This is a genomic window from Waddlia chondrophila WSU 86-1044, from assembly GCF_000092785.1.
Classification (GTDB): domain Bacteria; phylum Chlamydiota; class Chlamydiia; order Chlamydiales; family Waddliaceae; genus Waddlia; species Waddlia chondrophila.
On sequence record NC_014225.1, the window covers coordinates 1,906,867 to 1,920,463 of the forward strand.

General features: G+C 43.9%; 11 protein-coding genes. 8 read left to right on the top strand and 3 right to left on the bottom strand.

Translation table 11 applies throughout. The annotated features are described in order from the left end of the window. The first annotated feature begins 2 nt into the window (after window positions 1-2). From waaF to WCW_RS08625, 4 genes are read left to right on the top strand one after another with little or no spacing between them, the layout of a single operon-like run. Window positions 3-1,070 carry a lipopolysaccharide heptosyltransferase II gene (gene waaF / locus WCW_RS08610; RefSeq protein ID WP_013182831.1) on the top strand — a complete coding sequence of 356 codons (1,068 nt, stop codon included), beginning with the start codon at window positions 3-5 and terminating at the stop codon, window positions 1,068-1,070. Continuing rightward, on the top strand, window positions 1,048-2,388 hold the full coding sequence (locus WCW_RS08615; protein WP_013182832.1) for a UTP--glucose-1-phosphate uridylyltransferase: 1,341 nt from the start codon (window positions 1,048-1,050) through the stop codon (window positions 2,386-2,388). Before waaF ends, WCW_RS08615 begins: the two co-directional genes overlap by 23 nt. A gap of 47 nt (window positions 2,389-2,435) precedes the next feature. Then, window positions 2,436-3,860 (top strand): helix-turn-helix domain-containing protein, encoded by a 1,425-nt coding sequence (locus tag WCW_RS08620; RefSeq protein ID WP_013182833.1) that lies wholly within the window; start codon window positions 2,436-2,438, stop codon window positions 3,858-3,860. 25 nt (window positions 3,861-3,885) lie between these two features. Beyond that, window positions 3,886-4,884: an NAD(P)H-dependent glycerol-3-phosphate dehydrogenase gene (locus tag WCW_RS08625; protein ID WP_013182834.1), complete on the top strand. Its 999-nt coding sequence runs from the start codon at window positions 3,886-3,888 to the stop codon at window positions 4,882-4,884. Here WCW_RS08625 and WCW_RS10185 read toward each other — a convergent pair whose 3' ends face one another. Then, on the bottom strand, window positions 4,885-6,168 hold the full coding sequence (locus tag WCW_RS10185) for an FKBP-type peptidyl-prolyl cis-trans isomerase (RefSeq protein WP_013182835.1): 1,284 nt from the start codon (window positions 6,166-6,168) through the stop codon (window positions 4,885-4,887). It abuts the gene before it with no gap. A gap of 114 nt (window positions 6,169-6,282) precedes the next feature. Here WCW_RS10185 and WCW_RS08635 point away from each other — a divergent pair, with 114 nt between their 5' ends. Together WCW_RS08635 and WCW_RS08640 are read left to right on the top strand one after the other, a co-directional pair. Further along, complete coding sequence (locus WCW_RS08635) at window positions 6,283-6,672, top strand: hypothetical protein (protein ID WP_013182836.1); 390 nt, start codon at window positions 6,283-6,285, stop codon at window positions 6,670-6,672. Continuing rightward, window positions 6,669-8,177 carry an NAD(P)H-hydrate dehydratase gene (locus tag WCW_RS08640; RefSeq protein WP_013182838.1) on the top strand — a complete coding sequence of 503 codons (1,509 nt, stop codon included), beginning with the start codon at window positions 6,669-6,671 and terminating at the stop codon, window positions 8,175-8,177. Before WCW_RS08635 ends, WCW_RS08640 begins: the two co-directional genes overlap by 4 nt. 1,095 nt (window positions 8,178-9,272) lie before the next feature. Here WCW_RS08640 and WCW_RS08650 read toward each other — a convergent pair. Then, window positions 9,273-10,436 carry a glycosyltransferase gene (locus WCW_RS08650; RefSeq protein WP_013182840.1) on the bottom strand — a complete coding sequence of 388 codons (1,164 nt, stop codon included), beginning with the start codon at window positions 10,434-10,436 and terminating at the stop codon, window positions 9,273-9,275. A gap of 172 nt (window positions 10,437-10,608) precedes the next feature. Between WCW_RS08650 and WCW_RS08655 the strand changes: the two genes are divergently transcribed. After that, window positions 10,609-11,367: an FkbM family methyltransferase gene (locus WCW_RS08655; protein WP_013182841.1), complete on the top strand. Its 759-nt coding sequence runs from the start codon at window positions 10,609-10,611 to the stop codon at window positions 11,365-11,367. Between the two features lie 230 nt (window positions 11,368-11,597). On the opposite strand, the gene WCW_RS10485 is transcribed toward WCW_RS08655, so the two are convergent. Continuing rightward, the gene (locus tag WCW_RS10485) at window positions 11,598-12,869 is read right to left on the bottom strand and encodes a collagen-like domain-containing protein (RefSeq protein WP_275450105.1); all 1,272 of its coding nucleotides are present in this window, start codon (window positions 12,867-12,869) and stop codon (window positions 11,598-11,600) included. A gap of 210 nt (window positions 12,870-13,079) precedes the next feature. On the opposite strand from WCW_RS10485, the gene WCW_RS08665 reads away from it, so the two are divergent. Further along, complete coding sequence (locus tag WCW_RS08665; RefSeq protein ID WP_013182843.1) at window positions 13,080-13,586, top strand: hypothetical protein; 507 nt, start codon at window positions 13,080-13,082, stop codon at window positions 13,584-13,586. Window positions 13,587-13,597: the final 11 nt, after the last annotated feature.

Genomic DNA, 13,597 nt, shown 5'->3' on the forward strand with positions numbered 1-13,597 from the left:
TCATGACCAAAAAATGGCCTAAACAAAAACCGAAAAACATTCTGGTCAGAATGCCAAACTGGCTGGGTGATCTTGTGATGGCTACACCTGTTCTCAAAGATTTAAGAGACGCGTTTCCCAAAGCGGAAATCACAGCGATGTGTCAAACAAAATCTTGCGCCTTGATCCAACATGATCCCAATATCGACGAGATTTTCTGCTTTCAAAAACCCAGCGGGTGGGTTCATCGCCGTCATCACCTCGAAATTATCGAACCGCTCAGGCAGGGAAAGTATGATCTTGGGATTTTGCTCACAAACTCTTTTTCATCGGCCTGGTGGCTGTGGAGAGGACATGTACAGAATCGTATCGGATTCAAGGACCATCTTCGAAGTTTTCTTCTAGACAAAGCTGTTGATTACCCTTCCAATAAAGAATCTCAACATCTGGTCTACACTTATAAAGCTTTATTAGAGCCTCTAGGGATCTTAAACACCCATTCTACTCCACACCTTTATCTCAAAGATAGCGAGATTGAATCCGCTAAAGAATTTTTAAGAAAATACAACATCGATCCAGACAAGCACAAGGTGGTCGGCATTAATCCCGGCGCCGCTTACGGTTCAGCCAAATGCTGGCCTCCTCAACGGTTTGAGTCTGTCACACGCAAGCTGCTTGAATCGCCCAACCACCGAGCCGTTTTCTTTGGGGATCTTGGCGGAGCTGAATTGGTTAATGACATTTGCCGAAATTTACCCGAGCGGGCAGTCAATCTAACAGCAAAAACGTCGATCCGCGAGCTGATGGCTCTGATCAAACTTTGCTCTGTTTTCCTGACTAATGACAGCGGACCGATGCACATCGCCGCTGCCCTAAAAACGCCTTTAGTTGCCATATTCGGCCCAACGAGCGATCTCAAAACGGGACCGTTTGGACATGGCAAAGTGATCCACAAGCATGTGGAATGCTCCCCTTGCTATAAAAGAGTTTGTCCCATCGATCATCGCTGCATGACGCAGATTGAAGACAGAGAGGTGTATCAAGAAATCATGAGCATGTTGGAAAAAAGTGGACAAACGGCACGCGTTTGAAAAGCTTCACTCAATTGGCCAAGGCCATCTCATTCAAGACTACGATCAATTGAGCAAACATCAGCAACAGGGCCTGCTTGAGCAGATTGAAAGGCTTCAAATCCCCGTTTTTCGCAAGCAGCAACTACTGCTCATGCCAACTCCCCACTCTCCAATCAGATTTCTTGATCCTGTTTTAAACAGCGCCGCATATGGGGAAAACAGCTGGAGCGAGCAGGGGAAAGGAGCGATCAAGCAGGGGTTGGTCGGCGCCCTCTTAATCGCCGGCGGACAAGGCAGCCGACTTCGGTTCAACGGCCCAAAAGGGTGTTTTCCGGTTTCTGTCATTAAGAAAAAAAGTCTTTTCCAGCTGTTTGCAGAAAAAACCCTTGCGGCAAGCATTCAGGCAAACCGCCCTCTGCCTTTAGCGATCATGACTTCTCCCCTCAATACTCAAGCAACCATTTCATATTTCGAAAATCATCGATATTTTGGACTGGAAGCATCGCAAGTGTCATTTTTCGCTCAGGAATTACTTCCTTTTCTTGACGATCAAGGAAACCTCGTACCAGATCCAATGGGAAACATTGCCGAGGGACCTGATGGAAACGGTTCTTGCCTCCGCAATTTTTTCGATAGCGGGATTTGGGACATCTGGTATGGATCCGGCGTCCGTCTGGTCAATTCCGTCTTGATCGACAATCCCCTGGCGGACCCCTTTGACGCTGAGCTCATCGGCTATCATTTGGACGAAAACGCCGATGTTGTGATCAAATGCACGACTCGCGAAGACCCTAAAGAAAAAGTGGGGCTGATTGCCAAACACAACGACCGCATTGAGATCGTCGAGTATACAGAGGTTCCAGAAGAGGTACGAAACAAAAAAAATGACCAAGGCGGCCTTCTCTACAACCTGGCTAACTTAAGCTTATTTAGTTTCAGCATGGACTTCATCAAATCTGCAGCTCATAAAGACCTTCCGCTCCATCGAGCAAGAAAATCCGCCCCGACAGCAAAAGACCCGTCTCCAGAAAAACCAAACATCTGGAAGTTTGAGACATTTATCTTCGATACTCTCCAATATGCAACAAAAATCAAAACTTTAATTTATCCTAGAGATTCCTCCTTTTCTCCCCTTAAAAACCGCAATGGGCGCGACAGTTTGGAAACCGTTCAGCAAGCGCTTTTACAAAGAGACCGCAAAATATTTCAGCAAATAACAGGGACTAAACCGCCTGATAAACCTTTTGAACTTTCACAACAATTCTATTACCCGACACAAGAATTTGCGGCGCAATGGGCTGGAAAATCCTTTCCGAATGCAGGCTATATTGAATAAAACACCTCTTATCGATTATAATCTAAGTCTTTTTTTAAGAGGAATTTATGATAATAGCTTCTTGTATTTATTCAAAAGATTGGAACAATCTATTCCCTGCTTTCGAAACTCCAAGGGAAAAATACCACTTAGCTTTAAATGAAACGAGTTCTCTTACTGATCTCGTGTTTTCCTCCATAAGGGAGAAGAAAAATCCGAGCTCAGAAGAGCTTCAGATCCTTAGAAGCCCTACAAGGCTCATCACTGAGTCAAAAGAGAAAATCGAAGATCACATCGATAAAAGAATCGCTCTTTTTTTTCAGCAGTTGATTGTCACTTATCGCGTCCCCTTCCACTTTGAAATTGGAAAGACGCAGCACCAAGCCCCTTCTACGCCGACACTTTCCAAAGTTCCCTTTAATTCCGCCCATAGCGCAACGATTCCTTGCCTTTACGCTTATCATCTTGACGATTGGAAGAAATGGGAAGCAGATCCTCAAAACACCCCTAAGCCAGCGCCTTTCGTCTATTTAAAGGGTTCTGACACTTACAATCATCACAACGCAACAATAGGCCTAATCAAACTGGTAAATACCGCTGACATCATCCTGGACGGCACCTCTCAGTCAGCGGATAAATTGCGAATAAAAAGCATCGGCATCATCGAACGTTCAGCTAGAGGAGAAATTGATCCCAGGGAAGGACTCAAAAAATTTTTAACTCAGGCCAAGAAAATTTTAATCAGGCAGATTATAAGCCCCGATGAAAAAGAAGAGTATCGTCAAATTTTGAATATTTACCTTTCAAGGGTAGAAAATGCGATTGAGCAAAGCAAGGACGAAAGCTTCTTCGATCAGTTAATCAATGTGAAGATAGACCATGAAAGTAGAGAAGCATCGGCATTGAGGACTTTAATTTATCGCAATCGTTTCCACATCATCAGAGAATCTCAGGAAATGCAAAGCGTGATCGCAAAGAAAATTCATGACGTGGCGGCTTCCATTATTGGCATCGGCCGAAAGCCGGCAAATTTCGATTTCGTCATGAAGAAAAAAATTCTATCTCTTTCCTCTTCTCAAGGGAAAAAGCAGCTTTCCCGATATTTTGGAGTATCCTTGGAGCAAATCACCCACGATCTTCAGGGAAAACGGTTCGCTGCCGCAGAAAGAAAAATCAATGAAGAAGAGCACAAGCAGAAATTCGACACATTAATGAGAGACATCCGTACCCTATGTCGAGATCTTGTTAGAAGAGAGATGGCGTATCGAGCTCAAGTGACCAAGGATTTAAGGAATCACAAGAGGTGGCGGCAAAAGGATCTTGTCGCCGAATACCGAAAAGTTTATGCAGACGGCCCCATGAGCCAGCCAACCGTTTCACGGCTGGAAAATACCATCAAACCGATCGAAAGGCAGTTGGCTCACCGATTGGCTAGCATCTTCAATGTTGACCCAGGATTTTTCTTCCCTGCAATTTTTACATCTGTAGAATAAATAACAAATGTCGGAGCAGCATCAAATGAAAATAGGTTACTTAGGCGCCGGAGCTTGGGGATTTGCACTCGCATCGCTTTTAGCTTCAAAAAAATACGAAGTCGTTTCATGGACAATTTCTGAAGAGCTGGCAGACCGCCTCAATCGATCCGAGGAACACCCTATGCTGCCCGGATCAAAAAAATTTCCCAACCAACGCCTCACAACAGATCTTCAAGACGCTGTACAGGGAGCAGATCTGATTGTCGAATCCGTGACTTCTGCCGGCATCCGTCCGGTCTTTGAACAGTTAAAAAAAGTTGAGCTCCCTTCTTGCCCCATCGTGATCACGTCGAAGGGAATTGAGCAGGATACAGGACTGATTTTATCGGATGTGATCTCTGAGGTTTTAGGAGAAGGGGTTCGTTGCCGCATCGGTGCGATCAGCGGCCCCAGCTACGCAGCAGAAGTGGTCAAGGGGCAGCCGACTTCCGTTACAGGATCGGCATACGACCCCGCTGTTATGGAAACCGTATGCAAAGCATTCAACACCGAGGCATTCCGCGTTTATCCGAATCATGACATGAGAGGGGTTGCTCTTGGAGGTGCACTAAAAAATGTCATTGCGATTGCATGCGGCGTAGCGGAAGGGCTTAACCTTGGATACAGCGCTCGGGCAGCATTGATGACCCGCGGCCTGCACGAGATCAGAAAATTGGCCGTTTCCATGGGAGCAAATTCTGAAACGCTTTACGGACTTTCCGGCATGGGAGACCTTACAGTGACTTGCAGTGCCATGACGTCGCGCAATTTTAAATTTGGCTACCTTCTTTCTCAGGGAAAAGGGGTGAAGGATGCCAAGAAAGAGATTGGAATGGCAGTAGAGGGGGCCTACACGTGCGTTTCTGCTTTGCAGCTCAGCAAAAAACTCAATGTTCCCATGCCCATTTCCGAATGCGTCTACCAGGTGGTTTTTGAAGGATTACCCCCCAAAGAAGCTGTTGTTCAACTCATGAAACGAGAGATTAAGCAAGAGCATCTTTAGTTAATTTTTCGTGCAGATACTCCAATAAAGCCGGTTTAACAGCTCTTTTTCTCTTTCTGTGATGCGAACCTCTCTTGAGACATCGGATAAATGCATGCGCATTTGCGATTCAATCTCTTCCATATTGAGAAGAGGGGATTTTTTAAAAAAGCATCGAAGTTCTTTTCCACGATCTTTCATGGCTAACCGACGTTTTTCCATTGATTGAGACAGCCAATCAGGATCTAAAAAATAGGATAAATTTTTCGGAATAGGAAGAGGAGCAGAGTCTTTTAAAAATTCTTCAACCTTTCTAAGAGTCACATCGGCGATAAGATAAATGCCCTGTTCAGAGACAGTTTCAACACCATACGCAAGAGAGGGATGAATATAGAGACGTGCCGTCTCTCCAACTCTCATTTGCCTGACTCCTTGAGAAAAACCGGGAATGGTGTCTGAAAGCAAAACAGCTTCGCCTTTTACTTCTCTTAAGACTTCTTCTTTGGGGTTATAGACCACATAATCAAGTAAAACTTTCGAAGCACGATCATTTTTTTGATCTGCCTCATTTTCTGATGATTCAATAAACAAAGAATTGGGGATCAGCTCCTTGAGATGCGCTTGATTTCTCAACCTAGAAAAAAACAAGTTCGCTTCCTTTAGATTGTTCAAAGCTCTCTGAAGATTTTCAGAAAAATGCGGCCAGGCACAACGGAAATCTAAAAGCTCCCGAGTAGCATTTGTCTCTCTAAACCCTTCAAGAAATGCTTGTTGGTCATCAAGAGAGTATCCCTCTTCCATTAATGTGTAACACAGTCTTTTAGAGACTAAATGATTCCACTGATCTTTTGAGATGGCTGTTAGCGCTTTTGCTAAAGAGTCATCCTGATCAATGATGATATCGATACCGGCAAAAGCTCTCACACAATCTTTTAAAAAAGATTCCGTTTGCAATTGTTTTTGGATCTCTTTTTGCGATTCCTTCAGTTTTTCGATAAGAACAAGAGAAGCCGGATCATCCTTAAAATAGCCAAATATAAACCGTGGATGTTCTGAACGCAGCGGTTCAGGAGAAAGGCGAATATTTTTGATCAATTCCTGATATTCTTCCTGAATCGTTGAGTATCCTAGATTAGGTTGAAGCAGACGGGCTTTTTTCGCATGATTTCTCTGACAAATGTAGTCTAGAACATTTAGATGAGGAAAATTCAGAACTTCTCGAAGGTTTTTGAAAGGAGGCGTTTCTTCGGAAAAAACGTTGTCTTCAAGCTCTTCAAGGCGGCTAACGCATAATGCATTTTTCAAGCCATATCCAAGCGTGAATTCCTACTAACTACCTTTCCTAAAAATTTTTCATTGATAAATATTTTTTGATTTCAATTATCCATTGGTAGATAAATGGAAATTGGAGGTGAAACGATGAAATATTTAAAAGCATTCGTTGCAGGAATAGTCATTCCGGCAACAATATTACAGATTGCCACTTTGATCGAGTTTTTTATTGGGTGGCCGCCGATCAAGCAGAGTTACTTTTTCCATCAGCTTCCAATCGTTTGGGCTGTATGGAACGTAGTCTACGTCGCTTATGGGAACAGGATATGGCCGGCAAACAAGGTATTGGCTTATTTGCTGCATGGAGCTGTTTTAGGAGTCATCCTATTAATTCCGGCATTGTTTTTCGCCATTCCAAAAATACTCGGATTTACAGGCGAAGCCCAGTACATTCCTATCGGGCTCGTCCCCATCGCCTACGCATTGATTTGGGCATTTGGAGTCAGACCTTTGAACCGCGTTTTCGGCATTGAATGAAAGTCATTTCTTCGAAACAGATGGCATATCTGGAGTCGCAAGCTTACCGAAACGGCTCAACAGAAGAAGAATTTATGGAAAACGCCGGCAAAGGAATTGCCATTGAAACGGACGCTTTTATTGAAGAGCGCCATCTGCCTTCAGAAGTGATCCTTTTTTGCGGAAAAGGAAACAATGCAGGGGATGCCTATGTTGCCGGAGTGTATCTGTTATCCTGGGGATATGCAGTTTCTGCCGTTCAAATCTCCCCGTTAGAAAATGCCAGCCCCTTATGCCGGCAAAATGCTAACCGTTTCAAAAAAAGCGGTGGAATGATTCATGATATCAACCATCCCGAAGAAATCAAATTTCCTCAGTTTGGAGTGATCCTGGATGGAGTGTTCGGCACAGGATTCCACGGCACAGCAAAAGAACCTTATAGCTCAGCCATCAAATCAGCAAACAGCAGTCATTTGCCGATCATCGCCATCGACATTCCCTCAGGATTGAATGGAGATACAGGCATTGTTGAAGGAAACGCAATATGCGCTGCTGAAACAATTTTTCTAGGACTTCCAAAATCTGGATTCTTTTTACAAGACGGATGGAATTATGTAGGCAAGCTGCGGCATGTAGATTTTGGACTTCCTCACAACTACATCGAGGAATCGGATGCAAGCATGGTCTTGCTGACAAAGCAAGACCTTAAACATTCATTACCTCCAATTCTTAATTCAAGACATAAATACCAAGCCGGCTATGTGGTCGGATTGACAGGATCACCCGGGATGCCCGGAGCTGGAATTTTAGCCTGCCACGCTGCTTTGAGATCCGGTGCAGGAATCGTGAAAATGCTCCACCCCGCTGGAATGGAAAAAGAATTGGCAGCCTGCCCTTGCGAAGTGATTAAAACAGGCTATGAAATCGGCAATGCAACACCTGCAATCGATCTCCTAAATTCAGCGACCGCAGGATTTATTGGTCCAGGAATCGGCAAGTCTTTAGAAACACGGCACCTACTGAAAGAAATTTTTCCAAAACTCAGAAAGCCTTGCGCCATCGATGCAGACGCGTTGACAATTATTGGAGAAGATGGTTTGCATCCGCCTGAAGGAGCGATATTAACCCCTCATGCCGGAGAGATGATCCGTTTGATGGCTCAATCATCTCCTTCCCCTCACAGCTTAGAGTTTTTAGAGTCTTGCCAAAAATATTGTGAAAGCCACCGTGTCACACTTGTGTTAAAAGGCGGGCCAACATTTATCTTCCACCCTCACGAACCCATCCACGTCAATGTTCATGGAGATCCTGGAATGGCAACCGCGGGAAGCGGAGATGTGCTCACAGGGGTGATCGCCGCTCTGTTAGCTCAAGGGCTTTCTTCTTTTGAAGCTGCGAAATTAGGCGTGTTTCTTCATGGAACCGCAGGCGAATACGCTGCAGATGAAAAAACATCCTACAGCCTGATTGCCAGCGATCTCATCTCTACACTGCCAGAGGCATTCCACTACTTAATGGAGGATTAACGTGAGGCTTTTGTTTCTTTACCTTCTTTTTTTCTGTTTCTGCCTATCAGGAATTGAGCACCCTTCCATCGGGATCTTTACCTGCAAAGTGAATGGCGTAGGATGCTGGGATCCTGATTCGATCAACTCAGGAATTGCCGGATCAGAAGAAGCTGTGATCTATCTTTCCAAACACTTAGCCGATTTAGGTTACACAGTCACAGTCTACGGCAATCCTCCTCCAAACTCACCTCATTCACGCGAAAGTGCGAATCCAAGATATATCGACGTCGATACTAATGATGAGAAACAGTTTGATTTTGCTGTCGCATGGCGCATGCCGAGCCTTGGACTTACGCTTAGACAAAAAGCTGCGCATGTCTATCTCTGGCCCCACGATACCATTCATTACCGTTTGCCTAAAGAGCAAATTGAAACCTTTGACGATGTATTCTGGCTTTCTGAATGGCAGCGTCAGCAATGGATGGCAAAAAATCCCGAATTTTCCCGTTATCGACGAATTTTCGGTAACGGGATTGAGCCTGATCAGTTCACTCCTATCGTCCCCCGCAGCAACCCGCACTCTTTAATCTATGGATCAAATTATGCGAGAGGCTTAGAAATTCTTCTGGACAATTGGCCTGCAATTAAAGACAGATTTTCAAACGCCACTCTCGACATCTATTACGGATGGCAGCATTGGGGGTTGCTATCTCCTGAAAAAGAAGCAAAAATGCGCCGCCAGATCAGCGACTACAAGGCACTATCAGTTGTAGACCACGAGCGAGTAAGCCATGAAGAATTAAACAATGCATACGCTCATGCCTCTATTTGGGCCTATCCCTGCATTGCTCCGGAAACCTTTTGCATTACCGCCTTGCGAGCGCAAGGCTCTGGCACCATCCCTGTAGTCATTGAAGGGACAGCTCTTTCAGAAACCGTACGAGGCGGTTTCAAGTGTTCAACACCAAAAGAGTATCTCTCGACTCTGTTTCGGGCAATGGAAAGCGCCGAACAGTTTACTTTGGCTGATCGGAAACAGCTGAGAACATTTGTCTTCGAAGAGTATACCTGGAAGAAAATTGCGGAAAAATGGCACTCCGTGTTTCAAGAAGCTTACCGCATCGACAATTCAGCTAACTTAACATTTGCAAACTCTAAGTTCTTCTTCACGCAATCTCTAACATTGCCGGGAAGATCTTCTCTATCAAGAAGTTTTAACGAAACATCGCGCGACTTTTCAAACTCATCGATCCAATAAGCGCAAACAGACAGTTCGAGATCAGCACCGTAATTATAGATCCAATCTTCGACAAACAAGATATCGTTCGGCTTTTCAATCCCTGCGGCAATTGATGCAATCTGATACCCGCGCTTAAAATCACCTAATCTACGATAATAATTTGCAATGCGATACAACGGCTCTGCCCTTGATGGACGGTTGGAAAATGCTTGAAAATAGCTTTCAAGAACGTCTTCTTTAGGATAGTTGAGAATTTCTTTAATAGAGGCAATCTGCAACATGGAGTAAAAAACTTCCTGATCCCATCCTCCCATCGAAACTCTTTTATGATAAGACTTAAGAGCATTGTCATATTCACGCGCATCTCTATAGCTTTGAGCTAAATAAAACACATACCGGCAATTGCTTGGATCATCTTTCAATGCGTCTTCCAAAACCGCTGCATCTTTTTTATATTTTAGTGGATCTTTACTGCGCGCTCCTTCGGTCGTGTAAACGTTGCTCACCCCTTCCAACGTAGCAAACGTCTTTGATCCCGGACAGCCTAAATATTCATGAAGCACCCCTTCCCACTTCCAGTTTAAAGAAGATTTCGCGAATTGAAGCTTAGGATAAGAAGATCCTGAGTGCAATACAGTGATGTAATAGAAATCTTTATCTAAATGAGGAAGTTTGAAGTTCGGCTCATACATCAAGTATTCATCAGCATCGATAAAAAAGATATAGTCGCTTTTCCCTTTGGCAAGCTGCAGGGCCTCGTTGCGATTGTGGCTAAAATTTTTCCAAGGACGCTCATGAAGTTCTCCTTTAACGCCATGTTTATCCATAAATGCCTGAATCATTTGCTGAGTACCGTCAGTAGAGCCTGTATCGACAATCACCCAGTAATCAATGATTGGCAAAACCGATTGAAGGCACCGTTCAATCACATCGGTTTCATTTTTTACGATCATATTCAAACAGACAGTTGGAGCTGCAAAAACTCCCGCAAAAGATACGAGGAAAACCAATAAAAGAGGGGGAATAAAACGTCTCATTTCAACCTTCTAATGATTTTTGGAACAATTCAATCCGGCTATATAAAAAAATTGATATTATACTGTCACTATTTTTTTTCTTCATCAAATTCAACCGTTACTTTTTCGTTGTCTCTCCCTTCTTATTAGTGTTACTTTAAGTTGTCATCATGTCATGAGGAGAGATGAGTTTATGAGATCATTGTATACAAGCTTTTTGCTTTTTATCCTTTCAGTCTTATCGATTACAAATGATTCAAATGCTGTGGAAAGCAGCAGCGGAAGAGTGATCATAGAAAAAGATCAGCATGCTGAGCGATTGAATTTTCTTAAGCAAAAAGGCTTTGATCCAAAAATTATTTATGATATTGGAGCTTACCATGGATTGTGGTCAAAGAATATTCAGAGGGTATTTCCCAATGCGCAATTTCATTTATTTGAAGCGAATGCGAGTCACCAAGATTTATTGAGAGCGACCCAAATGCCTTTTTATATCGCCCTGTTAGGAGATAGCGACAAAGCGGCGGTATTTTATTCCAACGACAGTACTGGTGATAGCGTATTGAGAGAGCAAACTAAGTACTATCAAGATGAATGCTGTCAAAGCAAAGTACTTCCGATGACGACATTGGGATCATTGGTAAAGAAAAATAATATCCCCTTACCGGACCTCATTAAGATGGATGTTCAAGGTGCTGAAAAAATAATTTTACAAGGAAGTCCGGAAGTGGTGACTCATGCTCAAGTGATTATACTCGAAACCAAAATACTGGAATATAATGAGGATGCTCCTTTGATCTTAGAGATCATGAATCTGATGCAGAACTTAGGTTATAGAGCTTTGGATATTTTAGAATTACATTATTTGCCGACAGGGGAGCTTAATGAGATGGATGTTCTTTTTATAAAGAATGGATCGCCCTTGATAAAAAGCGGATTGCTCATTAAATGATGAACCCATTCCAATATTGCTATTTGTGCAAATTTTCTTTCTTTTTGAGGGATTTTTTCCGTTCGCTTCGCTGTGAATATTCGTAGAGATTTGCAAGAAGCGAAAGGGTTGAGAATGTGACAAGAATCTTTCCTGAACCTGAGCTAATCGATGGTACGTCCTAAGATTCTTCTATACCGGTCATATTTCGAAATATGATCGGTATAGCGACAGCCCTACTTGGATCAAATTCATTCTCCATAAACAGTAATATGAACAGTAGATGAGTTTGTAAATACTTCCGTACTCTGGCTACCAAGAACAGTGATTCCAAGTACAGAGACTCCATTAAATTGAATGGAATAAAGTGTTACTGTAACAGAGGTTGCGTTTGCGCTAGTGATAATAGGCCATGGCTGCGCCCCCCCAGAGGGTCTTTCCAATCCAACTGTAATTGAAGAAATTGAATTAAAGCCTGCAGATGAAACATCAAAGTTTGCAACACCTGTTGATGTAGATACAGTTCCTATCCATACTTTTGAAGGATTGACAGCCCCTCCACTGTTATAGATTATTGTACCTATTGGACCCGTCGGACCTGCAGGTCCCGTTGGACCAATAGCACCAGCCTCCCCTGTGGCCCCTGTGGCTCCCACTGGACCCGTAGGTCCCGTCGGACCGGTCGCCCCATCTACACCATCTACTCCTGCTGCTCCAGTAGGTCCCGTCGGGCCGATTGCACCTGCCTCCCCTGTGGCTCCTGTGGCTCCCACTGGGCCTGTAGGGCCCGTTGGACCGGTCGCTCCATCTATACCATCTACTCCTGCTACTCCAGTGGGTCCCGTCGGACCAATTGCACCTGCCTCCCCTGTTGCTCCCGTGGCTCCCACTGGACCCGTAGGTCCCGTCGGGCCGATTGCACCTACCTCCCCTGTGGCTCCAGTAGGTCCCATTGGACCAGTCGCCCCATCTACACCATCTATTCCTGCTGCACCGGTAGGCCCTGTCGGACCAATAGACCCCGTTTCCCCTGTTGCTCCTGTGGCTCCCACTGGGCCTGTAGGGCCCGTTGGACCGGTCGCTCCATCTATACCATCTACTCCTGCTGCACCGGTAGGACCCGTTGGGCCAATTGCACCTACCTCCCCTGTGGCACCCGTTGCTCCCACTGGGCCCGTAGGTCCCGTTGGGCCGCGAGGTCCTTGTATCGGCTTTTGACATCCTGCAATTAATCGACTGACCGCCTTTCTGATTCTTTCAATCGACTCGTAAATTTCCTCATCCTCTCTCGCACCACGAGTAAAACAGTCCATTTGACAGAATCCTTCGTCAATAAACTCCACAATGCAACGGATGCCTTCTGCATCGGAATCGGCAATCATTGTATTTCCGAAAGAAACAATCTGATACTCACCTAAAGCCAACGCACTCTCTTCGAAATTCTCTACTTCCGATAAATCCCATAATAAACGGTGAATAAAAACATAAGAATCAACAGGAACAAGAGATTGCGAACAAAGCATTGAAACGCAAAAAACAAAAAAAACCCATAAAACCCTTAAAAACAAGGACATTACCCATCTTGTAAAAATAAATATTACAATATTTCATAACACAAAAAAATCTATATTAAAAGAATAAATAATATTTTTCTTTATGTGTGGACTCTCAATCACAAGTCATCTATACTCACAGGGAAAAAACCGAGATATCCTTCTCTAGATAGCGCCGCCATGAAAGCTCTTTTTATTCTGCTAATTGCACTAACAGCTTCTTGCAATCCACTGAAAAAAATGTGTAAAGAAGAAGATCCTGTCCAACAGCTAATTACTAACGAAGCTTCAATTCAAAAAAAACGCCACGGATTGGAGCTTGTCGCCCTTAACATTCCAACAGACTGCAAATATGGCTACTACTATCTCCATTACCTTTCAAATTGCCAAATGAAAATCGATGAAGTAAGAAACCTCGTGGTCGATGTCGTAGAATCTTTTATCTCAAAAGCCAATCAATCGGAACATTTTTCCCGGGAAATCACCATTGATGATCTTATCGTCAACTTTGGATTTGTTGAAGAAGATGGAAGCTTTCACGAACCTCCATCTATTGCCTACGCTTACCTGAAAAACCAGCAAATTCACTATTGCTACTATGACAATCTCTTTGGTAAATTCATCAGCTACGAAGATGTGAAAGAACTCTATCAAGAAGCAAAAAATACCGCATATCAGGACAGATGACATTATGTTTT